Origin of the sequence: uncultured Hymenobacter sp., from assembly GCF_964242765.1 — a bacterium.
In the GTDB taxonomy this organism is placed as follows: Bacteria; Bacteroidota; Bacteroidia; order Cytophagales; family Hymenobacteraceae; genus Hymenobacter.
Genome location: NZ_CAXTBM010000007.1, coordinates 36,789 through 61,027 on the forward strand (window position 1 = coordinate 36,789; position 24,239 = coordinate 61,027).

The 24,239-nt window shown below is 58.5% G+C and carries 14 protein-coding genes; 6 read left to right on the plus strand and 8 right to left on the minus strand.

Annotated features, from left to right (window positions below):
- Positions 1-118: 118 nt before the first annotated feature.
- Positions 119-3,304: a glycoside hydrolase family 3 N-terminal domain-containing protein gene (locus ACFE7X_RS04415; RefSeq protein WP_375434451.1), complete on the plus strand. Its 3,186-nt coding sequence runs from the start codon at positions 119-121 to the stop codon at positions 3,302-3,304.
- A 106-nt stretch (positions 3,305-3,410) separates the two neighbouring features.
- On the opposite strand, the gene ACFE7X_RS04420 is transcribed toward ACFE7X_RS04415, so the two are convergent.
- Positions 3,411-3,851 (minus strand): hypothetical protein, encoded by a 441-nt coding sequence (locus ACFE7X_RS04420; protein WP_375434452.1) that lies wholly within the window; start codon positions 3,849-3,851, stop codon positions 3,411-3,413.
- Between the two features lie 333 nt (positions 3,852-4,184).
- On the opposite strand from ACFE7X_RS04420, the gene ACFE7X_RS04425 reads away from it, so the two are divergent.
- On the plus strand, positions 4,185-5,810 hold the full coding sequence (locus ACFE7X_RS04425; RefSeq protein ID WP_375434453.1) for a 3-(methylthio)propionyl-CoA ligase: 1,626 nt from the start codon (positions 4,185-4,187) through the stop codon (positions 5,808-5,810).
- 106 nt (positions 5,811-5,916) lie between these two features.
- Here ACFE7X_RS04425 and ACFE7X_RS04430 read toward each other — a convergent pair whose 3' ends face one another.
- The 5 genes from ACFE7X_RS04430 to nagB form a co-directional block, all read right to left on the minus strand.
- Positions 5,917-6,462, minus strand: coding sequence for a DUF2059 domain-containing protein (locus ACFE7X_RS04430; protein WP_375434454.1), 546 nt, complete (start codon positions 6,460-6,462; stop codon positions 5,917-5,919).
- A gap of 54 nt (positions 6,463-6,516) precedes the next feature.
- Positions 6,517-7,686: an acyltransferase family protein gene (locus tag ACFE7X_RS04435; RefSeq protein WP_375434455.1), complete on the minus strand. Its 1,170-nt coding sequence runs from the start codon at positions 7,684-7,686 to the stop codon at positions 6,517-6,519.
- Positions 7,687-7,834: 148 nt separating this feature from the next.
- Positions 7,835-9,163, minus strand: coding sequence for a RagB/SusD family nutrient uptake outer membrane protein (locus tag ACFE7X_RS04440; RefSeq protein ID WP_375434456.1), 1,329 nt, complete (start codon positions 9,161-9,163; stop codon positions 7,835-7,837).
- A gap of 33 nt (positions 9,164-9,196) precedes the next feature.
- The gene (locus ACFE7X_RS04445) at positions 9,197-12,424 is read right to left on the minus strand and encodes a SusC/RagA family TonB-linked outer membrane protein (RefSeq protein WP_375434457.1); all 3,228 of its coding nucleotides are present in this window, start codon (positions 12,422-12,424) and stop codon (positions 9,197-9,199) included.
- Between the two features lie 405 nt (positions 12,425-12,829).
- Positions 12,830-14,743, minus strand: coding sequence for a glucosamine-6-phosphate deaminase (gene nagB, locus ACFE7X_RS04450; protein WP_375434458.1), 1,914 nt, complete (start codon positions 14,741-14,743; stop codon positions 12,830-12,832).
- 354 nt (positions 14,744-15,097) lie between these two features.
- Between nagB and ACFE7X_RS04455 the strand changes: the two genes are divergently transcribed.
- The 4 genes from ACFE7X_RS04455 (at position 15,098) to ACFE7X_RS04470 (ending at position 21,819) form a co-directional block, all read left to right on the plus strand.
- On the plus strand, positions 15,098-18,241 hold the full coding sequence (locus ACFE7X_RS04455; protein WP_375434459.1) for a SusC/RagA family TonB-linked outer membrane protein: 3,144 nt from the start codon (positions 15,098-15,100) through the stop codon (positions 18,239-18,241).
- A gap of 148 nt (positions 18,242-18,389) precedes the next feature.
- Complete coding sequence (locus ACFE7X_RS04460; protein ID WP_375434460.1) at positions 18,390-19,982, plus strand: SusD/RagB family nutrient-binding outer membrane lipoprotein; 1,593 nt, start codon at positions 18,390-18,392, stop codon at positions 19,980-19,982.
- Positions 19,983-20,028: 46 nt separating this feature from the next.
- Positions 20,029-21,288 carry a hypothetical protein gene (locus ACFE7X_RS04465; RefSeq protein WP_375434461.1) on the plus strand — a complete coding sequence of 420 codons (1,260 nt, stop codon included), beginning with the start codon at positions 20,029-20,031 and terminating at the stop codon, positions 21,286-21,288.
- A gap of 99 nt (positions 21,289-21,387) precedes the next feature.
- Complete coding sequence (locus ACFE7X_RS04470) at positions 21,388-21,819, plus strand: Fur family transcriptional regulator (RefSeq protein WP_375434462.1); 432 nt, start codon at positions 21,388-21,390, stop codon at positions 21,817-21,819.
- A gap of 314 nt (positions 21,820-22,133) precedes the next feature.
- On the opposite strand, the gene ACFE7X_RS04475 is transcribed toward ACFE7X_RS04470, so the two are convergent.
- Both ACFE7X_RS04475 and ACFE7X_RS04480 read right to left on the minus strand, forming a co-directional pair.
- The gene (locus ACFE7X_RS04475; protein ID WP_375434463.1) at positions 22,134-23,912 is read right to left on the minus strand and encodes a glycoside hydrolase family 10 protein; all 1,779 of its coding nucleotides are present in this window, start codon (positions 23,910-23,912) and stop codon (positions 22,134-22,136) included.
- A gap of 71 nt (positions 23,913-23,983) precedes the next feature.
- Entirely contained in the window at positions 23,984-24,238 is a 255-nt protein-coding gene (locus tag ACFE7X_RS04480; protein ID WP_375434464.1) for a hypothetical protein, read from the minus strand.
- Between the last annotated feature and the right edge of the window lies 1 nt (position 24,239).

Below are 24,239 nucleotides of genomic sequence, written 5' to 3' on the forward strand. Positions count from 1 at the left end.
AGTTTTATGAATAAATAATCAGGAAATTTTATTAGAAATTTTTGGCTGACTGTGGCCATGAGCACGCTAAAGACCTGCAATGCTCTAAATTCGCCTTTCAACCCCTTACCCTCTCGTTTTGTCCACTCGCTATAGTCTTTCGTTTCTGTGGCTGCTACTGCTCTTGGCGCCCGATATCTTCGCCCAGCGCCAGCAGCAACCCACTCCGAAGAAGAGCCACATTCAAGCCGCAACTCGCCGTAAGCCGGCCGTCTCGAAGGCTACTTCCACCGTCAAGGGTCGAGCGAAGAAGGCGGCACCGGTGGCAAAAAAGCTTAATCAACCGGTGCCGTTTGCCCGGCAGCTAAGCGGCTCGCGCTGGGTTGATTCGGTGATGAAGACCCTCACGCCCGATCAGCGGGTAGCGCAGCTATTTATGGTAGCGGCCTATTCCAACCGCAAGCGCATTGATGAAGACTCGATTACCACCCTGATTCAGCAGTATGGCATCGGGGGACTGGTTGTTTTTCAGGGTGGTCCGGTGCGGCAGAGCCGGCTGCTGAACCGCTACCAAAGTGAAAGCAAAGTCCCCCTGCTGGTGGCCATGGACGCCGAATGGGGCGTGGGCATGCGCCTAGACAGCGTGCAGCGCTTTCCCTACCAGATGAGCATGGGCGGCATCCGCGACAATCAGCTTGTTTATGAGATGGGCACCGAAGTGGCGGCGCAGTTCAAGCGGCTGGGTATGCACGTCAATTTTGCGCCGGTCGTGGACGTCAACAACAACGCTGCCAACCCGGTCATTGGCTTCCGTAGCTGGGGCGAGGACCGCCAGAGCGTAACCGAGAAAAGCTACCTCTACATGAAGGGCATGCAGGATGCCAACATTCTGGCCGTAGCCAAGCACTTCCCCGGTCACGGCGACACCGACACCGACTCGCACCTGGCTTTGCCCTTGCTGCGCATCGACCGGAAGCGGATTGATACGCTGGAGCTGTTTCCGTTCCGGGATTTGATGCGGCGCGGCCTCGGCGGCATGATGGTGGCCCACCTCAACATTCCGGCCCTGGACACCACGGGCCTACCTTCTACCCTTTCCCAACCCATTACCACGGGCCTGCTCAAAGAGAAAATGGGGTTTGAGGGCGTCATTTTCACTGATGCCATGAACATGAAGGGCGTCATCAGCAAGTACCCGCCCGGCGACGCCGATGTGCGCGCCTTGATAGCCGGCAACGACGTGCTGGAATTCTCGAAGAACGTGCCGCTGGCCCTGCAAATGGTGCGCGCCGCCGTCGATAGTGGCCTCATTTCGCAGGCCGATCTTGATGCGCGTTGCCGCAAGGTATTGGCCCTGAAAGAGTGGGCGGGCCTCAACAAGTACAAGCCCATTCCACTGCAAAACCTTGTTGCCGACCTGAACACGCCGCACGCCCAGTACCTAAGCCAGCGCCTCACGGAACTAAGCGTAACGGTGCTGCGCAACCAGAAAAACCTGCTGCCCCTCCAACGCCTCGATACGCTGCGGCTAGCTACGCTCACCATCGGCACCAAGGACACCACCGATTTTCAGCGCATGGTGGCCGATTACGCGCCGGCGCGCCATTACTGGATGTCGGCTACCCCGACGCTGGACGAGCTAACCAAGATGCGCGAGACACTGAAATCTTACAACGTGCTGCTGGTGGGTTTGAACAACCTTGGCCGCCTGCCGGCCACCAACTTCGGCGTGTCAGCCGAGGCCAACGTGCTGCTGCGCGAGCTAGGCCGGCCGGGCCAGAAGCTGGTGGTGTCGGTTTTCGGTTCCGCCTATGCGGTAGCCAAAATCCGGGACTTGGACCGCGCCGATGCGGTGGTGCTGGCGTACCAGGAAAGTAAAAACGCACAAGATGTAACGGCCGAAGTGATTTTCGGCGGCATTTCGGCTACGGGTAAGCTGCCCGTAACCGTATCGGACCGGTACAGCTACGGCGCGGGACTTGCCACGCAGGGCGGCACGCGTCTACGCTACAGCTTCCCCGAGGCCGTGGGCATGAACAACAACCTCGAAGCCCGCGTGGATTCCATCATGAACGGGGCGCTGGCGGCCCGGGCCTTCCCCGGCGCCGAAGTGTTGATTGCGCGGCGCGGTACAGTGGTGCTGCGCAAAAGCTACGGCACGCACACCTTCCCCAACGCACCTTCGCAGGGTGGCCGGCCCAGCCGCGCCGTCCGCAACACCGACCTCTACGATTTGGCGTCCCTAACCAAAGTATCGGCGGCGCTGCCGGCCCTGATGAGGCTGCAAGACCAAAGCAAGTTCAACCCCGACATGACCCTGGGCCAGCTCTTTCCCGAGTTTGTAGGCACCAACAAGCAAGACCTGAAGCTGCGCGACGTGCTGACGCACCAAGCCCGCCTGAAGGCCTGGATACCGTTCTGGAAAGACTACACCAAGCCGCGCGGCATCTTCAATGCGCTGTTCGGCAACCGCCTGGACGCCAAAGATGTGTCGCTCACCAAGCCCTCGGAGCTAAGCCGGCGCTTCTTCCGCCCCGACTCCTCGGCCCGCTTTCCGCTGCGCGCCGCCACCGGGTTGTGGGCCCGCAAGGACTTTCCGGAGCGCATCACCAAGGCCATTGGCGAGTCGCCGCTGAACGAGAAGCCGGGCTACGTGTACTCGGATTTGTCGTTCATTATGTACCCGCGGTTTGTGCAGTCGGCCTCGGGCAAGCCGCTGGCGCAGTTTATCAACGACGAGCTGTACCGGCCGCTGGGCGCTACCACTCTGGGCTACAACCCCACACGCCGCTTCCCACTCGGCCGCATCACCCCCACCGAATACGACTCCCTGTTCCGCCACCAGCTACTGCAAGGCACCGTTGATGATGAAGGGGCGGCGTTGCTCGGTGGTTTCTCGGGCCACGCTGGCCTCTTCGGCAACGCCAACGACTTGGCCAAGATCGTGCAGCTATACGCCTGGAACGGCAAGTACGGCGGGCAGCAGTTGCTGAAGGCCGAAACGCTGGCCGAATACACCAAGTGCCAGTTCTGCCCCGACAACCGCCGTGCCCTCGGCTTCGACAGGCCCGCGGCCAATCCGTCCGTCAACTCGGCTAAGAGTGCTTCGCCGCTGAGTTATGGCCATACGGGCTTTACAGGTACCTACTTTTGGGTTGATCCGAAAGAGGAAATCGTCTGTGTTGTGCTCACCAACCGCGTGAACCCGACGCGCCGCAACAACAAGATTTCCAGCCTGAACGTCCGCACCAACGTGTTGCAGGTGGCACTGGAGAGCGTACGGCCGGTGCAAAAGCTAAAGGTGGAAACGTCAGTAGATCAGTAGCTTATACTCTACGTCGTGGCTTAGAGACGGTATTCCACCGAGTTACGTAGCGGCGTCAGGTTGTAGTTTATAATTCGGAAGAATTCAATAGCAATTCCAAAAGCGTTTATCTGGCGGCAGGCAACTTAGCAGTCTGCTGCTGCAAAAGCCAATTCAGACATTCGCCTTCCGTGGTGTACAAACTTAGGCGAAATGGCTTGTCAGTGTCGGAAGCAGGTTCCAAGAATGCACCGTCCACTTCGAAGTCCTTGCGCAAGTCCGGCGACATAAAGTAGACCGCGCACACGAGCGACTCTAGCTCAGCGGCCAGTTTAGGATAATAACGATCCTTGAGCCAGTGCAGCGTTTCGGGGGTACTAGCGTGGCACCGCCGCACATCAATCAGCCAGTAAGTTGCTTTCTGCTGACGAGCAACTAGTAGTAGCTCGTCGTAGCCCCGGCGCGATTCAACTGGGGTTACGGGCCGCAGCCACCGACTCACTAGTATCTGTGTGTCGCAGTTGTAGCTAATGGCCAGGAAATCAGATGCAGTATAATCGAGATACATACGCTAAAAGAAGCAGGTATTTCTTCTGCTTCCTCCCCTTACGAAACAAGCTGAACTGTGTTCATAATTTACTTTCTATAATCATACTTACATTGATAAGTCTAGATTATTTACAACCCCGAGAGGAGGCAGTAGATGGTCTAAAATCAGAACATTCCGACTTTTTTTTCCTTAGCAAGCTTTCTTCTGCAGCTTTCTGTAGCGCACGGTACTGGCTACCTCATTATTGCCAATAAACTTTCCTTCTTCTAGGCAGACGCGGCGTATCGCCGCGTAAGCGCCGATTTTTTGGTAGCTTGTTCGGCATCTGTCCCACCATTCCCACGCCGCTCTATGTTAGGTCTGATGATGAACGAGCCCCTACGCATTGCGGGGCTGCTGGAGTACGCCGCCAAGTGGCACGCCGATACCGAAGTGGTGTCGCGCATGCCGGAAGGCCTGATTCACCGCTACACCTACGCCGACTTGGGGCGCCGCAGCCGGCAGGTAGCCAACGTCTTGCTGGAGCTTGGGGTCCGCCGGAGCAGCCGGGTGGGCACTTTGGCTTGGAACACGCACCGCCACTTAGAGCTGTATTACGGTATTTCGGGCATGGGAGCGGTTTGCCACACCATCAACCCCCGGCTGTTCTTCGAGCAACTGGTGTACATCATCAACCACGCCGAAGACCAGCTACTGTTTTTCGACCTCACTTTTTTGCCGCTGGCCGAGAAGCTGGTGCCCCATTGCCCTACGGTGGAAAGCTGGGTGCTGATGACCGACCGGGCCCACATGCCCGACACGGTGTTTCCGGGTGGCTTGCGCTGCTACGAAGACCTAGTGGCCGCCCAGCCCGCCGACTACGAGTGGCCGGTATTCGACGAAAATACCGCTTCTTCGCTCTGCTATACCTCCGGCACCACCGACCAGCCCAAGGGCGTGCTCTACTCCCATCGTTCTACGCTGCTGCACTCCTACGCCGCTTCCCTCCCCGACTGCTTCAACTGCTCGGCCCGCGACGTGGTATTGCCGGTGGTTCCCATGTTTCACGTCAATGCCTGGGGCATTCCGTATGCCGCGCCGCTCAACGGCTGCAAACTGGTGATGCCCGGCCCCGGCCTGGATGCGGCTAGTCTCTATGAATTGTACGAGCAGGAAGGCGTCACCTTCACGGCGGGCGTACCTACTATTTGGTTTGGGTTGCTGACGTTTATGCGCGAGAAAAAACTACAGTTCAGCACTCTCAAGCGCATGATTGTGGGGGGCGCTTCCTGTCCACCAGCATTGCTTAAGGCATTTGACGAAGAGCTGGGCGTGGAAATCCGGCACGCCTGGGGCATGAGCGAAACCTCGCCCTTGGGTACCGTCTGCACCCTCAAAACCAAACATTTGTCGCTCAGCGAAGACGAGCAGTTCGCCATCCAAACCAAGCAGGGCCGTTCAGTTTTTGGCATCGACATGAAGATAGTGGACGACGAAGGCAAAGAGCTGCCCACCGACGGCGTGGCCTTCGGCGACTTGCTGGTGCGCGGGCCGTTCGTAGTGGCCGAGTATTTCCGGGCCAACCACCCCGGCGAGCTAACCAAATCAGGCTGGTTCCGCACCGGCGACGTAGCCACCATCGACCCCGACGGCTTCATGCAAATCACCGACCGCTCGAAAGACGTTATCAAGTCGGGCGGGGAATGGATTTCCAGCATCGAGCTAGAGAACCTGGCCGTTGCTCACCCCCAAGTAGCCGAGGCGGCCGTCATCGGGGTACCCCACCCCAAATGGAGCGAGCGGCCTTTATTGGTCGTGGTTCGCAAACCTGATGCTACTGTGAGCAAAGAAGAACTGCTAAATTTCTACGACGGCAAAGTAGCCACTTGGTGGAAGCCCGACGCCGTGGAATTCGTGAATGAGTTGCCGCACACAGCCACTGGTAAGCTACTGAAAACCAAGCTTCGGCAGGACTTTGCGGGCTACACGTTCAAGTGAGACAGCAAAAATCGCATACACGAAAAGGCCGCCAGATTGAGTTGAACTCAATTTGACGGCCTTTTGCTAAGTGGTTGGGTGTGTTAAGCAGAGAAGTGTAAACGCACTATGGCTTCACGGGTGGTTGTCCTACGGGTGGTTGAGTTGCAGGCGGTTGAGTGGCAGGCTGCTGCGACTTCATTTTCTCGCCAATTACCTGCTGCAATTCAGGCAAGTGTTCTTGTACGCGCTTCTGCCCTACTTCTACGCCCGCCATCATAAGTTGCGGCATTTTCTCGATGGTTTTACGGCCCGTGGGTGTTTGATAGAACTTGGTTAGCTCTTTCAGCTCCTTTTCCGTGAATTCCTTGGTATAGAGCGTCGTTATGTCGTCTTTGATAGCCGGCCAACCCATGTACTTCGTGATGAAGGCGCGCATTTCGGGTTCCACCGCCTTCATCTCGGGGCGCTGGGCTATTTGCGCCTCCAGCATCTGGTTCATCATGGAGGTGGTATTCTTCTCACTTCCCGTTACAACGAGCAGTTCTTCAGCGGCTTTGCGGTGGCTAGCCGAAACCGGCGCAGCCGAGGCAGTAGCAGCAGTTGTTGATTGGGCACTCACGATTGGGGCCGCCAGCAAAAGACTGGCCGCCAGTATCCACAGTTTTTTCATAGTGGAAGTACGGAAATTCCTACGTCTTGGTAGAAGTAAGCACCAATTTCCGCCTCAGACTTTGATGATAATCCGCTTCTTATACATCACCCACAAGATGCCCAGCCAGATCAAAACGCACACAATCGCGCCGGCCAACGACGCATTGACCGGACTGAAATACGGCGTGAAAAAGGTGGTGTAGAGCCAGGTTTTGAGGGGCACATCAGCCTCCATTACCTTGATAATGTTAAGCGACTTAGCCACAATAGCCGACAGAAAGAACACCGTAATGGCATTAACGCCATAGATCAGCGCGGGCGTAGTAAAGCGGCGGTAGCCTTGCACATCCGTTAGCCAGTAGAGGCCCGCCAACGTAGCCATGGCCAGTCCGCCGGCGTAGAGCACGAACGAGCTGGTCCAGAGGGCCTTGTTGATGGGAAACCACCCGTTCCAGATCAATCCTAGAATAACCACTGCGCCACCTGCCACAAACAGCCACGCCACCCGAGTAGCCGGGTCCACGTCTTTACGACGCAGCCATTGCCCGGTGAGCATGCCCAGTAGGCCGGTACCCACGGCCGGCAACGTGCCTAGCAGCCCTTCCGGGTCCCAGGTGCGGCTGCTGGCCCACAAGTGCTTCTCGGTGAACACCAGCCGATCCAGCCACGCGCCGAGGTTGGTGCTGGCTTCCAAGTTGGCCGGCCCAAAACCGGGTACAGGCACCACTTGCATCAGCACGTTGTAGAACATCAAGCAGAAAGCCAGCAAACCAATTTGCTGCCGACGAGTGGTTTTCAGAAACAGTATCCCGCAGATCAAAAACACCCACGAAATACGCGCCAGCACCCCTGGAACCCGTACCGTCTCGAACTCAAACCTCGGAAACAGTGCCGAAAGCAACCCTAGCCCAAACAGGATAGCCGAGCGCTTCAGAATGCGCACCATCGTGCGCCCATGCGTTTCGGGTTGCCGCCGCGCCCCATCCAGCGCATACACAATACTCACTCCCACAATGAAGAGAAAGAACGGAAAGATCAGGTCGGTGGGCGTGCAGCCGTGCCAGTGCGCGTGTTCTAGCGGCGCATAGATGTGCCCCCAGTCACCCGGATTGTTCACCAGAATCATGGCCGCCACCGTAAGGCCGCGAAACACATCAAGCGAGATAAGTCGCGCCGGCTGCGACGCCTCGACTAGTGGCTGGGCATGCGTGGTTTCAATGGCGGCTTGGGTGGTAGTTTGCATGGGCAGGATAAATGAACGGGCTACATAGAGGCCAGTAACTTACATCGATTAAGCATGAAGCCTGGTCCCGTTAACAAAGAAGCTAGTTGCTGTTATAGCTCCCCTCCTTTTCCGAGAGGGAAGCTAAAAGCTGGGTTTCAACTATCAGTTAGATAGCCGGGTCTTCTGGGGTGACAGGATTATCTTCACGCTCTACCCGCGGATAGGGATAAAAATTACGGTTCCGCTCCGAACCGGCGGCTCCCGGTCCCGGCCGCCCGAACCGGCGGCTATCTTCCAGGCGAAATCCTTGAAAGGCCAGTTCCACTTGGCGGTTACGGTAGATGTCTAGCAGAACTGCGTCTTGGGTGAGCGGGCCGGCATACGGCGGCAAACCCGCCCCGGGAGGTGCCGTAGGGTAAGAGGCGGTGCCAACTACTATAGTAGTAGCAAAAGCGGTACTGGTCCGTACCCGGTTCAACTCCGTCACGGCGTTGACCAAATCATTTTTGCGGGCGTAGGCCTCGGCCCGAATTAGCGGCATCTCGCCGGGCACGTACACCGGAACGGGCGCAACGCTGGCCGTATAGAAGCCCGTGCCACGGTTCTGCGTTGAGGTAGGATTGGCGCGGGTGTAAAAGGGAATTCGCCGGTCGTTGGCTTCCGGAGCCAGAGCCCCTGTTAATCCTAGACTCACATCCGTCGGCTCAAAAACGTTGCGGTTACCGAAAGCTACCTCCGATACCGCATTGCGCGCCAGATCATCGAAAGTGAAGTACGACCGGCTGTTCAGGTCCACACGACCGGCGGCGGCAATGGCTTTGTCGTAGTCGCCGGCCAGCAGGCTATAGCGGGCAATAAGGGCCTGCAGCGTATTCGGCAAGTTGATGCCCCCAATAATCTTGCTGTTGAAATCGGCCGAAGCTGGCGTCGCAGTTAGTTGCGCAGCTGCAATTTCCAGTTGCGCTACCGCGGATTGTAGTGCCGTCACCCGGTCCACAAACGGCGCGTTTACCTGCGTAGTAATGGGCAACTGTTGGAAGTACTGCGCCAACGTACCAATGGCCAAGGCTCTGAAAATACTGGCATAGGCGACGATGCCGCTGCGAGTATTGGGGTCGCCGGCGTTGTCGGCATTGGCCAGCACCAAGTCGGCGTTGCTGCGCACTATCTGTGCCTGCGTCCAGAGGTTGCGCACCACCGCGTTGAGGTTGGTGACGTTGCCGGCACCCAAACTGATATTGAATTCTTCGTTGTTGCCGACGTTAATCACCGTCAGCTCGCGGGTGCTAAGGCCCCCGGCGGCCACAGTGTTGTAGAGCGGGCTTAGCGCCCCTCCGGTAGTTAAGCGCACCTGCATGCCGTTGCACACGGTAATTAGGCCGTCGGAATTGGTTATCACCTGCTCTTCACTGGCGGCGCTGGGGTTCAGGTATTCTTTGTTGCAGCTGCCCATCGTGAGCGACAGAACGGCCAACAGTACTAGTATCTTTTTCATGGGAAAACAGAATAATAGGAAGCCAGAACCTGGCTAGAAAGTGGCCGACAAGCGAAGCTGGTAAGTGCGCGGAATAGGCACGTTGCCGAAATCAATGGCTCGTAGCAAATCAGAGGAACCACCCGCACTGGTTTCGGGGTCAAAGCCCTTGTAATCGTCCCACGAGTAAAGGTTGCGGCCTATCAGTGAAACATCGAGGTTGCTAATAAACTTGCTGAGGGTAGGCAGGGTGTAGGTAAGCGCCGTTTCGCGCAGCTTCACGAAGGAGCCGTCATCAACGCGGAACTCCTGCGTGTTGTACACCGAGAAGATATAGCCGCGCGGCAGTTCGCCACGCAGCTCTTGCTCGGCCAAGTCTCCCAAGCCTACGCCCTGACGAGTACGGTAGTCGGCATTGAACACGTCTACGCCCTGCACCGCATCAAACAGCACCCGCAACGAGAGCTTCTTGTACGTGAAATTGGTGCTGAACGAGCCGGTCCAATCCGGGTTCGGGTTGCCGATAACGACGTTGGCAATGCTGGTTCCCTGGGCATAGCTGGGCTGGCCGCTGGCTTCGCGGGCCGGCGTGAAATTTATATCTCCCGTCGACTGACCGGTGGCGCGCTCGTCCTGCGGAAAGCCCTGGGGCGTGAGCAGCAACGAACCGTTGGGGTTGCGAGCATAGGCCGAGCCGTAAAACACGCCCGCCGGCTGCCCATTAAGCAGATACACGGGCGCGCCCGTTACGTTATCAATGGGTATGGCTGATGTGCCTACTAGGTCCACAATTTTGTTGCGGTTGCGGCTAAAAATGACCGTAAAGTCCCAATTGAAATCCGCGGTTTTCACTGGAGCGGCACTTAGTTGCAGTTCCACGCCCTTGTTGTTGAGCCGGGCCACATTCTCCACAATGGTCGAACCGCCTCGCGTCGGGGCAATCAGCCGGTTTACCACCAAATCTTTGGTTTTTTGATTGTAAACCGTGACGCCTAACCCAATCCGGTCGTTGAGGAAGCCCAAATCAGCCCCAACTTCCAGCTCCGCCACTCGCTCCGGCCGTACGCGTGGGTTGGCTAGTTGGGCATTGGGCAAAAAAGTAGCGCGGCCCTGGAAAGCCACGGGTAAATATTGATAGAATCGGTCGTAGGAGTTGATAGCCGTGAGCCCGCCGGCTTCCCCGTAGCTGGCTCGTAGCTTCAACGAGTTGAAGGCCTTGCTGTATCCGGCGTTCTGCCAGAAACCCAGGTCGGAAACGACCACCGAGCCACTCACCTTGGGGTAGTATTGATTGGTTTCGGAAGGCGAAAACTTCGACGACCGGTCGCGGCGGATAGCCCCGGTCAGGAACGCCAGGTTGCGGAAGCCGAAGGTGGCCTGCCCAAAAATGCCACTCAAGTCGAATTGGTCTAGATCATACGCCGAACCCACGGTGGTGCTGGACGAGCCGCTGACTGTTGTAATGAACGGGGTTTGGCCTTGCCCTTGCGTCCGCACCAGTTCCCCGCGAAAGTATTGATAGCTATAGCCGGCCAACAACGTCAGCTTGAAATCCTCGGTCAGTTGCCGGTCATAGCCCAGGTTTATGTCGGAGTTGAGTTGCAGCACGTTGTTGTTGGCATTGGCCGCGTAGCCCAGTGGGTAGCGCGCTAACGGCAAACCCGCCGTGGCTTGGTAGGGATAAGGCCGGATGTAGTTTTGACCGGCCTGCGAGTAGGTATCCACCCCCAGAATATAATCCGCCGAAAAGCCCTTGAACGGGGTCAGGTTCACCTGTAGGTCGCTGATGGTGCGGTTGATGCGTTGCGTAAACCGCATGTCCTCGATGGTGGACAACGGGTTGACGCGGGTGGGCTCTACGGCCAGCAAGTTGCCTTCGGCATCGCGCTGGTTGATGTCGTAGATGTTGTTGGTGATGTTGATGGAGTTGATAGGGCTGTAAAAGACGTTACCGTTGGCCCGCTCATTGGAAAAGCTGTTGTTGTAAGCTACGCCCACGGAGGCGCGGGCCCAGTTGGTGAGGCGCTGGTCTATCCGCGCCCGCACATTGTAGCGCTTGAAATCGGTGCCCTTAATGATACCCTCGTTTTTCAGGTATCCCACCGACATCAGATACTGGGTCCGCTCAGCTCCCCCCGAAATAGAAGCCCCGTTGTCGGTGCCGTAACCAGTCTGAAATATCTCGTCGAAATAGTTGTAGCGCGTTACATCCACCAGGTTATTAGCCAGTTGCGTAGTAGCACCGGCGCGCGATACGCCAACCGTTGTTACGCCGGGCTGCCCGGCCAAGGTGCCCACAGGGCTGATGGTGTATAGTCGAAAGGTGTTGGTAACCGGGCCAGTGGGGCTTTGCGTGATGTACGTGTTGGCGCCAAACTGCTTGCCGTAGGTGTTCACCGGCACCGATTTGCGCAGCTCGTTGACGTTGAAGCTACTGTACACCGATACTCGTGCCTGCCCGGCCTGCCCGCGTTTGGTGGTGATGAGCACCACCCCATTGGATGCCCGCGAACCATATTGCGCCGCCGCCGCCGCCCCGTTGATGACGTTGATGCTAGCTATGTCGTTGGGGTTAAGGTCGGCCAAACGGTTCTGCCCCGCGTTGGCCGCTCCGATATCCAGGCTCGTTGCCAACTGCGACACGTTGGTGCTGTTGTTGCTCACAATCACCCCATCGATAACATAGAGGGGGTCGGAGGAACCACGTAAGGAGTGAATACCCCGCAGCCGCACCGACAACGAACCCGAAGGGTCGCCGGAGTTCTGCACAATCTGAGCACCGGGCAGCTTGCCCTGCAAGGCATTGAGCGCGCCGCCCGTGCCGGTTTGCACCAAGTCGCGGGCCGTTACGGTAGTAATGGCGTTGCCTAGCTCGCGCTTATTTACGCTGATGGTGGAGCCAATCACCACTACATCGTCTAAGCTCTGGCGGGCTTCTGCCAGCGATACATCGGTGCTGACAGCCGGGCTACTCCCCAGCGTGAGGGGCCGGGATTTGGCTGCGTAGCCGATAGTGGAAAAGGTGAGCGTGTAGGCGCCCGGCTTCACTCGCACGGGTAGGGTGTAGTTGCCTTCAGCATCGGTGGCTGTCCCGAGTGTCGTGCCCCCAAGAAGGACCGTGGTGCCGGGCAGCCCTTGGCCCCGCTCATCAGTGACCCGACCTTGCAGGGTGTAGGCTTGGGTGCCGTCGGTTTGCGCCAGGGCCGATGTGCTTAGCAGCACGCCGGTAAAGGGCCAGGCCAACGTCAGTGCCAGCCTGGCAAGTGAATAGGTGTTTCGCATAGCTCGGAAGAGAAAAAGTGGTGTGGGAATTTGGGAAAGTCTTGTTAATATATGCTTTATATGATACTCTCACAGCAGCGCATAGCACCCGGAAAGCGACATTGCGCAAGGAAGAGCAGTATTTCCAGCGCGCCTTACTGCCCGGTTACAAACTAAGCGTGTTCCTTATCAAGAGCGAGGATCTATAGTCAACCTAGCTGAACAGCCAGCAATTCACCGCAAAAGGAATGAAAAGCGCGAACCGGCTTACCTAGCTTGCTGGCCAACATAAAAGCGTTGCGGTCCGCAAAACAGGCGATAAAACAGTTGGACGCATTCCGTATTTCGTGCAACTACTCGTAGAGCTACAGGAAAGTAAGGCTGATAAAAATTAGCGAAATCAAGTTAACCCCTGCTAATGCAAGCTCAGAATTTCCACCGCACAAAGGCTTCAATACCCTCGTACTCAGGCAAACCAAGCTGGTCGTAGATGCGGGCGGTGGTGCGGTTGCGTTCTTCGGCACGTTGCCAGAACTCGCGCTGGTCGGCGCCGGGGAACAGGGGCCGGTCTTTCTGGGACTGGTGCTTGAAAATGGCGCGGCGCTTCCGGGTGAGTTCCTCGGGGGAAAGCGGCACGGCCATTTCAATCCGGTCGATGTCCCACTCCTGCCAAGCCCCGCGGTAGAGCCACACCCAGCAATCCTGCAACCACTCCGCCCCCTCCTCTTTTAGGCGCTGGATGGCTTGCATGATGGCCGCCAAACAGACGCGGTGCGTGCCGTGCGGGTCGCTCAAGTCGCCGGCCGCATAAATCTGCTGAGGCTGAATTTGGTTGAGCAGTTCCACAGTGAGACGGATATCCTCGTCGCCGAGCGGCTTTTTGCGCACCCGACCGGTTTCGTAGAAGGGCAGTTCCTGAAAGTGGGCCCGCTCCTGCGGCACGCCCACGTAGCGGCAGGCGCTTTTGGCCTCTCCGCGCCGGATAAGGCCTTTTATCTGCTGCACTTCGGTGGAATCTACCTGGCCGGGCTCCTTGTTTTCCAGGAAATTGACAACGCGCTGGTACAGCGTTTCGGCCGGCTGGTCGTCGAAGCGGAACGCCTCGTCGTAATCGGCTACGAAGTCGGCAAAGCGGATGGCTTCGTCGTCGAACACGGCAATGTTGCCGGAGGTTTGGTAGGCCACGTGCACCTCGTGGCCCTGATCGACCAGCCGAATGAGGGTGCCGCCCATGGATATAACGTCGTCGTCGGGGTGCGGGCTAAAGACGAGCACGCGCTTGGGGAAGGGCGCGGCGCGCTCGGGGCGGTAGGTGTCGTCGGCGTGGGGCTTGCCGCCGGGCCAGCCGGTGATGGTGTGCTGCAACTCGTTGAAGACCCGAATGTTGATGCTGTAGGCCGGGCCCGATTCGGCGAGCAGGCCCGAGAGGCCGTTTTCGTTGTAGTCTTCGTCGGTGAGCTTGAGAATGGGTTTTTCCGTGCGCCGGGCCAGCCACGTCAGGGCTTTGCGCACCAGGGCTTCGTCTTGCCAGTTGCAGGACACGTTGGCCAGCCAGGGCGTTTTTTGGGGGCTCAGTTCGGCCGCCGCGGCTTCATCGAGCACGGCTTGCACGGCGGGGTGATGCTGCAAGTAGGTGGCCGGCACGGTGTCGGTCGGCTCGCCTTCCACCATGCGCTTTATTACGGCGGCCTTGCCTTCGCCCCAGGCCAGCAGCACAATGTTGCGGGCTTCGAGAATGGTGCCTACGCCCATGGTAATGGCCCGCCGCGGCACGTTTTCCTCGCCGTAGAAATCGGAGGCCGCATCGGTGCGGGTGATGTGGTCGAGGGTGATGAGGCGGGTGCGCGAGTCGGAGCCGGAGCCGGGCTCGTTGAAGCCGATGTGGCCGGTCCGCCCGATGCCAAGCAACTGCCAGTCGATGCCGCCCGCGTCTTGGATCTGCTGCTCGTAGCGGCGGCAGTAGTCGGCTACTTGCTCGGCGGGCACCGTGCCGTCGGGGATGTGCACGTTTTCAGGCTTGATGTCGATGTGGTCGAAGAGGTACTCGCGCATGAAGCGCACGTAGCTCTGCAAGGAGTCGGGCGCCATCGGGTAGTACTCGTCGAGGTTGAAGCTCACCACATTCTGAAAGCTCAACCCTTCCTCGCGGTGCAAACGCACCAATTCTTCATACACCCGCGTCGGCGACGAGCCAGTAGCGAGGCCTAGTACGGCCGTGCGGCCTTCAGCGGCCCGCTGCCGGATGAAGCTCGCCAGTTCGCCGGCCACTCTGGCGGAAGCCAATTCGGAATCTAGAAATACTCGGACCGGGACGCGGGTGGTAGCGGCTACGTGGACCATAGGAGCAAGCAGATGAAGTGGACGGGAAAGCTGAAGCTTTTCGGAGAGGATTCAAAATCAAAAAATTACTAAATTAAATGCCATATATAGTTGGTTGCACATGACGAGCTTCCTAGTTTAGGCTTTGTTTAAGATGCCTAACTAGGTTCAGAACCTTGCATTTAACTCGCTAGCGGTCTGAAAGCAGCCAATTACTCCAGCTTTTCCCTGATGCTCGTCACTTGGTTTTGTTGTCTACTCTCCACCACAGAACCGATACTGTTCCGGCCGGAATTCGCCTGCGCATAGCAGTTGAACTCCGGCCGGTCGCTTTTCACGCCTTCACTTTTTCACATTCATCCTCTCTTCTCTCCTATGAAAAGACTTTACTTGCTGCCTGCTTCCTTGTGCGTGCTCGTGGCGCCGCCCGGTTTTGCTCAGGCGCAGCGCACGATCAGCGGCGTCGTTACGGCCGCTTCCGACCGGAGTCCCTTACCGGGCGTAACGGTTCTGGTGAAGGGCACTACCATCGGCACCAGCACCGGCCCCGACGGCCGCTATTCGCTACAGGCCGCGCCGGGTAGCACGCTCACCTTCAGCTTTATCGGCTATACCACGCTGGAACGCGCCGTCGGCGACGAAGCCACTATTGATATCGGCCTGAAAGAGAATACCACGGAGCTGAAAGACGTGGTGGTAACGGGCTACAACATTGCGCAGGAACGGCGCGACATCGTGACGGCGGTGCAGGAAGTGAAGTCCAAGGATATCATCGACTCGCGCCAAACCAACGTCGTGAATGCCTTGCAGGGCAAAGTGGCCGGCGTGAACATCACGTCGTCGGGCGGGTCGCCGGGCGAGGGCACGGCCATCGTGATTCGCGGGGGCACTTCGCTCGACGGCGACAACCAGCCGCTGTTTATCATCGACGGTATCATCATGGATAACTCGTCGTTTCAGGAAAGCACTGCGCCGGGCGCCGGGTCGCAGTTCAACGGCCAACTGGGCCGCTCGGTGGGCACGCCCAACCGCGCCGGCGACATCAACCCCGAAGATATTGCCAGCATCACGGTGCTGAAAGGACCCGCCGCCGCCGCGCTTTACGGGTTGAGGGCCGCCAACGGGGCCGTGGTTATCACCACCAAAAAAGGCGTTGCGGGCCGCACGTCGCTTAGCTACCGCACCCAGTTTTCGGTGGATGAAGTGAACCGGCTGCCCAAGCTCCAGCGCGAGTATGGGCAAGGCATCGAAGGTGTGTTCGACGCCACCACGCGCAACTCGTGGGGCGCCCGTTTCCAGCCAGATCAACCGGTTTACGATAACCTGGGCGACTTTTTCCAGAAAGGGTATTCGTTTCAGAACTTCCTGAACATGTCGGGCGGCACGGAGAAGGCGACGTTCTTCGTATCGGCGTCGCGACTCGACCAGACGGGCGTAACGCCCGAAAACGACTACGACAAAACGACCGTCCGCCTTTCGGGCACGGCCCAGATTTCGCCGAAGATAAGCGTGACGGCCTCGGCCCAATACCTGAACTCGGGCGGGCGGCGCACCCTGCAAGGGCCCGGTATTCTGACCACCGCCGGCGGTTCGTCGGGAGGGTTTTTGCTGAGCTTGTTGAACTGGCCCCAGAACGACGACGCCCGCAACTACCTGAACGCGGACGGCACGCGCCGCCGCTTGCTGGCGCCCAACAACGGCATTGACGCCGACGCCGATAACCCGTACTGGACGGCCCGCTTCAACCCCCAAACCGACCGTACCAACCGCTTCATCGGGAACACGCAGCTAAGCTATCAGCCCTTCAAGTTCCTGACTTTGAGCCACAACATTGGCACCGACCTGGCTAGCTCCCACTCCACTTCGGTGCGAGCCGTGGGCACTTCGCAGGCCAGCAACCAGAACGGTGGTATTGCCGAAACCGTGGATTTGAACCGTTTGCTGACGGCTACCACGTTGGCTTCCTTCAACCACACCATCAACGAGAACTTCCGCGGCACGCTGATCCTGGGCAACACCATCGAGCAGAGCCGCGACGAGGCGGTGGATTATGTGGGCCTGATTTTCCAGAACCCGACGTTTACCAGCATCAACAACACGGTAAACCGCAGTGCCTTGCAGCGTTTGTCGGTGCGCCGGCTGATTGGCAACTTCTCCCGCCTGAGCGTATCGCTGTATGAGCAGGTGACGGTGGAATTGCAGGGCCGCTACGACAAGTCGTCGACCCTGCCCCGCCCCGACGAAGGCAAAATCTTCGGCAAGGGGTTCGGGTACGGCTCGGCGGCGCTCGGCTACGAGTTTACGCGCACCCTGGGTTTGGAGCAGAACAAGATTCTCAACTACGGCAAGCTGCGGGCGTCGGTGGCAGAAGTGGGCCGCGACACGGGGCCGTACCGCGTAGAGTCGCCGCTGACCACCAATACCTACATCGGGGGCGGCTTCCGCAACGACTTCTTCGGCTCGAACCCGATTCTGAAGCCCGAGCGCACTCGCTCCTACGAAGCGGGCATCAACCTGCAATTCCTACAAAACCGCCTCGGCCTCGACTTCAACTACTACTTCTCGCGCACCAAAGACCAGTTGATTGCGCCCCGCGTGAGCCAGGCCACCGGCTTCATTCTGCAATACATCAACGGCGGCGTGGTAACCAATGAAGGCCAGGAAGTGACCTTGAACGGTACTCCTATCAAGGATGCCGGCGGTTTCACCTGGGATATTCTGGCCAACTTCTACCACAACACCAACCGCACCGAGTCGCTGCCTTCGCCCCTAACGGTGGTGTTCCAGTCCGACGCCTTTATCACCAACGTGCACCAGGGCGGCGCTTTCGTGGGCCGGCCCATTACGGGCATCGGGGCCTATGATTTCCAGCGGGTAAACAACCCCAACAGTCCAGACAATGGCAAGCTCTTGATTAACCCTACCACGGGTTATCCTATTCCGGGCACCACGTTCGTTTATGCCGGCAACCGGGCGCCCCGCTTTACCACCCAGCTCACCAATACGTTCACGTACAAAGATTTGTCGTTGAGCTTCCTGCTGGATTTCCGGGTGGGTGGCCAGGTCATCAACGGCAACGACTTGTACTCGACTGGCACGGGCACCAGCGCCCGCACCGCCAACCGTGGCAGTCAGGTGGTGTTTGACGGCGTGACAGCCAATGCCGACGGCACGTACGCGCCCAACACGCGAACCGTTGAACTAACTCAGAATTATTATCGAAACATTCTGGGTTTAGTGGGCACGCCTTTCATCGAAGATGCCTCCTGGTCGCGGCTGCGCTACGTGACGCTCAGCTACGCCCTGCCTACCTCGCTGCTCAGCAAAACCACGTTTTTGAAGGCCATTGAGTTGAACGTGACCGGCCGCAACCTGGTGCTACTCACCAACTACAGCGGGGCCGACCCCGAAACGGCGGCGGCGGGTTCCGGGGTGCGCGGCGGCGGTTCCAACGGCTTCGATTACGGCAACGTGCCCGCCACGCGCGGCGTGGACATGGGTTTGCGGGTGACATTTTAAACTGATTACTCTCCTACTTATTTGGTTTTCAGAACGGTGTAGAGATGCATACTTGCGTCTTGTCATTGAACGATAGCCAGCTGAGAGACGCAAACGATAAGACGCAAGTACGCGCCTTTACACCGTTTTAAAATCACGATAACTTCCAATGAAAAAATACCTTGTTTTTCTGGGGCTGCTGCTGGGTGGAGGCGCTTTCACGTCGTGCGAGAGCTACCTCGACGTGAACGATAACCCCAACAACCCCTCTAGCACGACTCCCAACTTTTTGCTGCCTAGCATTATCAGCAATGGCATCCAGACTCAGATGTTTACGGCGCTACGAACGCCTTACATCGAGCAGTACGTGGTGAGCCGCACCGCCAACAGCGGCGGCAACGACCAGTTCCGCTTCATCAATGGCCAGAGCACCAACACGTTCAATTACTCCTACTTCCAGTCGGGCGGCAACATCCCGCCGATGATAGCAACGGCGCAGGCCGAAGGCTCGGCGTATTACGTGGGGGCGGGCAAGATCATGCAGGCCCTCATTCTGGCTCACCTCACCGACATGATGGGCGACGTGCCCTACTCGGAGGCGTACCAGGGCGGGGCCAACTTCAAACCCAAGTATGATTCGCAAGAGCAGATTTACGCCACGGTAAACCAATTGCTCGACGAGGGTATCGTGGAGATGAGCAAGGATGCCAGCCAAAACTCGCGGCCGTTCTACAGCACCGCCCCCAGCGAAAGTGGCGACATTCTGTATAAAGGCGACGTGAAAAAGTGGATCAGGTTAGCTAACTCGCTGAAAGCTCGTCAGCTTCAGCACCTCACCAAGAAAGCTAGCTACGACCCGGCCGCGGTGCTAGCCTTGGTAGAGAAGGGCTTCCTGAACAGCGACGACGACGCCCAGATTCAGTTCCAGACGGCGGTGGCTCCGTTGGCCAATACCACCAACATTTTCGGGACGACCCGCGCCAACTTCGGCACGGCTACGTTCTCCACCAACTTTATCCGGTATCTGAACGGCTCCACCTTTTCTGGTGTCGCAGACCCGCGCTTCGGCGTTATGACCCCGACTTATAGCGCGGGCGTGGCGCCCGGCGTAGGCACCACCGCCACGGTTAACGTCATACCCGGTACCACCCCCGCCGTCACCGACTTTTACGCCAGCTGGTACGCCCGCGACTTGGGCTACTTCGAGGTTATTACCTACCACGAACTGAAGTTCATCGAAGCCGAAGCCGCCTTTAAGGCGGGTAACAAGGCGCGTGCGCTGACGGCGTACAAGGAGGGCATCCGGGCTCATATGGCCAAAATCGGGGGCGGGGGCACGTTCTCGGCACCTGCGGTTACCTTCCCGATCATCACTGCCTCTCAGATTGCGGCTTACCTGAGCAGCCCTGCCGTAGCCCAGACCGAAGCCCAACTCGCCTCGCCTAACAACCCGAACGTGCCGCGGGCCATTATGGAACAGAAGTATATCGCCATGTTTTTGAACCCGGAATCGTGGTCGGATATGCGCCGTTACGACTTCAGCTCCGACGTGTACGTGAACTTGCAGTACCCAACGGGCACCGCTGTGAATGCTCCCCTGGCTGCTGCCACCGACCCCGCCATGCGCTGGCCGCGCCGAATGCTGCCCGGCGCCACCGAAACCCTCTACAACCCCGATGAGGTAGCGCGGATGTTCTCTGAAGCCGGCGCTACTACCAACGACGACTATATCGCCAAACCCCTGTGGTGGGACCGGCCCTAGGTTGTGGCCGCGTCATAGTTTTTTCTCTTGAAGCTTATTCTAAGCCATGCATAAACTCTATTTACTCCGTCTGTTCCCGGCTTTGCTGCTGACGGCTACAGTTCTTACCACGAGCTGCGATAAGGAGTTGGAACAGCCCTACTCGGGAATCAATGACGACAACGCCCAAGTCACGTTGACCAGCTTTATTCCGGTGGTAACCAAGTACGCGCCTGGTGAGCTGGTGCGCATAGAAGTGGCCGCCGCCGAACCCGATCAGGTGCAGGATATCCAACTGGTGCAAGTCGTCAGCAAAACCGATTCCACGGTGGTAGCTACCCTGGCCCCGAACTTCACTTACAACGAGGCGAACCGCACCACGTCGCAGCTTGTGACCTATACGGTACCCTCGACGCTACCCAACAAGCAGGCGGTGCGCTTGGATGTGGTCGTGAACTTCAAGAACGGTGGTTCCCGTACCCGCCCCGTACCGTTCAACGTGGCCCGCGCCCCGGAAATCAAGTTCAGCGCCACGCCGGCCACGTTTCGCAACGGCCTAACAGCCACCCAGCAGTCCGAGGACGACATCATCACTTACTCCGTCATCCTCAACGAAACGGGTATTACCACCTTGCCAGCGAGCTTCGTGGTGGGGTCGAACCCGCCGCTTTTCAAGACGCTCGACAGCCTCTCTTATTTCTACACAATTGGGAGTGGCGCAGAACGGCGCATTGGGTCTGTGCGCCTGAGTAGCGGGGCCGCTGCTACCCGCGCCGTAGATGTGACGGTACCGCGTGGGGCGGTGGGCCAGCAGGTCACGTTCCGGTTTGTTGCGTATTCGTTGCAACAAATGGCCGCCGTGAGCAGCACCGTAACCGCAGTAGCGCCGGCAGCATTGTCGCAGCAGCGTACAGGTCGGCTGGCTTTTGGCCCGAATGCCAATCCCGATTCGCTGTCGTTCAACCTCAGAACTGGTTTAAACGAGTTGAATGCTAATCCAACCACTGCCAAGGATATTTACTTGACGCTCAACGGCACGGCACTTGGACTCGCTACGGCTAACACCACGCAGTTTTTTCGGTTGCCAGCGACGGAGACCTCCACTCAGGCCTTCACTTCGGCCACTGCCAACAGCGTAGCGCGCCGTTACTACCAAGCGCAAGCAGCCAGTTTGCTTACCAGCACCGTGGCCGCCCTCGCCGCCAACGACCTGATTCTGGTGAGGTTGCGCGGCACCAACGAATACCAGATTCTGCGGGTGCTCGGTACCAAACCTAGCACGGCCGGTTCCACGGCCCGCCTGCGCTTCGACTACCGTTCGCTTTAGGGCGGCGCCATACTTTTTATTCAACAATGCCACTCTAATCGGGGTGGCATTGTTGTTTGAGCTCTACCTGCAAGTCTGCTTGAATCTGTAATTTTGACAATGCCCACTGTTGATTCCATTTCTGTAGCCCTCACGCACCACGGCCTGCGCCAGACGCCGGTACGCCGGGCGGTGCTGCACGCGCTCCAGGTGGCGCCCTACGCGCTTTCCAGCCACGACCTAGAGCAGCAATTAGGCTCCGATACCGACCGGATTACGCTGTACCGCACCCTGCGCACCTTCGAGCAGAAAGGCGTGATTCACCGCGTAGTTGGCACCACCGACATCATTCACTACGCCGCCTGCGCGCCGGCCGCTTGCACCGAGCACGCCCACACCGACGACCATGTGCACTTCAAATGCACGGCCTGCCAGCAAACCTATTGTCTCGACCAAGTGCCAGTACCGGACGTTGCGCTACCCGGCGGCTTCCGCGCCACCACGCGCGACTACCTGCTGTCCGGAGTATGTCAGCGGTGCCAGCCGGCCTAAGCGGCCAACTCTTATTCCATTGATTAACAGGGCGCTACGGGCATTCGGCAAACAATCCGGGAAGTAAGCTGCAACTATTTAGCCGCCCTCCTGTTTCTAGGATATAAGCACCCACCCGGCGTTTATCCCAAAGCGCCTTCCGGTTTCTACCGGGACTGGCCGCCAGAGGGCAGCAGAACTGATTTCCAACCAAGGTCCGGAGCCTTGTTGAAATCGGATTTGCTGCCCTCTGGTTTTAGGGGAAGTACTGGTGCCATTCGAGGCGGCGAAACCGCGCCTTTAAAGGTTTTCGTCGCCTGACACCGGCAACCTATCTATCTGCCACCAAAGATTCGCTGAAAGAATCCGCGCTTTTTGCGAGGCTTGGTTTTCGTTTTGATTTTGGTGACACTGCCGGCTGAAGTGCTGATGCGCGTGATGGTGCGAGGAGTTGAGGGCGCGGGTCGGACCGGGGTTGTAGCCACGGGTGGCACGGCCGGAGGCACAGGAGTTGGACTGGCCGAGGCCTGCGCAACAATAATTTCGACCGGGCGCCCGGTGGTACGCACATTTACGGGGCGGCTTTCATTGTGCAGCCTATCCACGGCGGTGAGGTAGTAGGCATAGCCGAGGCCCGGGCGGGTGGTGGTATCTACGTAGGCCAAGCCAGCGCCGGGGTGAGGGCGCAACACGGTCAAGATGTGGCGCGGGTCGTCGGGAGTGGGCGTTTCGGTTGAGGCGAAGCGGTAGAGCACGTAGTAGGCCGCCAGGTCACCGTCGGGGGCAATGGGGGCGGGCTGCCAGGTAAGGGTGTTGGCCTTGGGTGAGGCCGTGACCACCAAATTCTGCGCCGGGCGGGGCGGCACGGCGTCCAGCCACGGCATGGTAGGCACGAGGGCCGGGTAGCGGAACAAATTCAGCCGCAGCGAATCGGCGGCGTGGCGGGGGTTTACCAGCAACGACTTCGAGCTAAAGAACACGCTGCCTTGCACATCGGCCGGGAACGTGCGGTTAAGGCGCACCTGCCGGGGCAGTTCCCGGTTGCCGAGCCAGGCCGTGTCGCGGCGGCTGGTTTCCAGCATTCGGTAGGCGCCCTGCCCGATGTAGAGGTGCCGCCCAAACCGGTTGCGCGACCACCACTCCAGCAGCACCGGATACGCCGCCACCTTGAAGCTGCTGCTCCAGTAGAGTTGGGGCAGAATGTAGTCAACCCAGCCCTGGCGCGTCCATTCGCGGGCATCGGCATACAGTCCCGAATAGCCCTCGAAAGCCGACGTGGCCGAGCCTTCCGGGTCGTTGCGCTGGTTCATCCAAACCCCAAACGGCGACACCCCAAACTTCACCCACCGCTTGGTGTGCTGAATCGAGTCGTGCAGGTCGCGAATAAGCACGTTTACGTTTTGGCGGCGCCAGTTGGGCAGCGAAAGGTTGTCGGGGTTGAACTGCGCGAAAGCTGCTTCGTCGTGAATGACTTGGCCCGCCTCCGGGTACGGGTAGAAGTAGTCGTCGAAGTGCACGCCGTCGATGTCGTAGCGGCGCACCACGTCCAGGATGATGCGGTTGATGTACTGGCGCACTTCCGGCAAGCCAGGATTGTAGAGCAGCTTGCCCGCGTAGCGTAGAAACCACGCCGGATGCTGCCGAAACGGGTGGTTCGGGGCCAAGCGGCGCGTAACCGAATCCATGGAGGCCCGGTAGGGATTAAACCAGGCGTGAAATTCCATGCCCCGGTTGTGGGCTTCCTCGATGAGAAAGGGCAGCGGGTCGTAGGCGGGACTAGGGGCTTTGCCTTGCGTGCCAGTCAGCCACCGGCTCCAGGGCTCTAGGTCGCTCTGGTAGAAGGCATCGGAAGCGGGCCGGACTTGCACAAACACCGCGTTGATGCCGTTGCGCTGCTGCTGGTCCAGCATCCGGCGGTACTCGCGCCGTTGCTGTTCGGGGGTGAGGTTGCGGGAACTGGGCCAGTCGATGTTCTCTACGGTGGCAATCCAAACGCCGCGTAGTTCGCGTTTGGGGGGCACATCAGCAAGAACAGGACGCGCAGAAACAGCCAGTAGGCCTACAATCGATACAAGAAAAGCAAGGAGCCGGCCAGCGGCAAACAATCGAAACATCAGCACAATGAGGAGGAAATCAGGCTGCAAATTAGCGCCTCCTCCCCGGATATCACTACTGTTTTGATTGGCTACGAACTACTTGCCACCGCAATGCCGTTGCGCCGGACCACAAATCCAATCCTGAGCACTCCACTGAGCAGGTTCACTTCGTACACCACATCGGCACCATCTTCCACTACCGTGAAGATGTGAGGGCTTACAAACAGGTAGCTTCTTTTCTCTGAAACCACTTGCCCATCATACGTAATTCTTTCCCGGCCACTCCAATAGCTGGCACCGATTTCGAGCTGGTGCCCGTGCGTGTCTATAGTGAACTTTTTCATG

Coding starts and splice junctions, on each gene's coding strand:
- ACFE7X_RS04420 (WP_375434452.1), bottom strand. CDS start 3,851: ATGTATCTCGATTATACTGCATCTGATTTCCTGGCCATTAGCTACAAC.
- ACFE7X_RS04425 (WP_375434453.1), top strand. CDS start 4,185: ATGTTAGGTCTGATGATGAACGAGCCCCTACGCATTGCGGGGCTGCTG.
- ACFE7X_RS04430 (WP_375434454.1), bottom strand. CDS start 6,462: ATGAAAAAACTGTGGATACTGGCGGCCAGTCTTTTGCTGGCGGCCCCA.
- ACFE7X_RS04435 (WP_375434455.1), bottom strand. CDS start 7,686: ATGCAAACTACCACCCAAGCCGCCATTGAAACCACGCATGCCCAGCCA.
- ACFE7X_RS04440 (WP_375434456.1), bottom strand. CDS start 9,163: ATGAAAAAGATACTAGTACTGTTGGCCGTTCTGTCGCTCACGATGGGC.
- ACFE7X_RS04445 (WP_375434457.1), bottom strand. CDS start 12,424: ATGCGAAACACCTATTCACTTGCCAGGCTGGCACTGACGTTGGCCTGG.
- nagB (WP_375434458.1), bottom strand. CDS start 14,743: ATGGTCCACGTAGCCGCTACCACCCGCGTCCCGGTCCGAGTATTTCTA.
- ACFE7X_RS04455 (WP_375434459.1), top strand. CDS start 15,098: ATGAAAAGACTTTACTTGCTGCCTGCTTCCTTGTGCGTGCTCGTGGCG.
- ACFE7X_RS04460 (WP_375434460.1), top strand. CDS start 18,390: ATGAAAAAATACCTTGTTTTTCTGGGGCTGCTGCTGGGTGGAGGCGCT.
- ACFE7X_RS04465 (WP_375434461.1), top strand. CDS start 20,029: ATGCATAAACTCTATTTACTCCGTCTGTTCCCGGCTTTGCTGCTGACG.
- ACFE7X_RS04470 (WP_375434462.1), top strand. CDS start 21,388: ATGCCCACTGTTGATTCCATTTCTGTAGCCCTCACGCACCACGGCCTG.
- ACFE7X_RS04475 (WP_375434463.1), bottom strand. CDS start 23,912: ATGTTTCGATTGTTTGCCGCTGGCCGGCTCCTTGCTTTTCTTGTATCG.
- ACFE7X_RS04480 (WP_375434464.1), bottom strand. CDS start 24,238: ATGAAAAAGTTCACTATAGACACGCACGGGCACCAGCTCGAAATCGGT.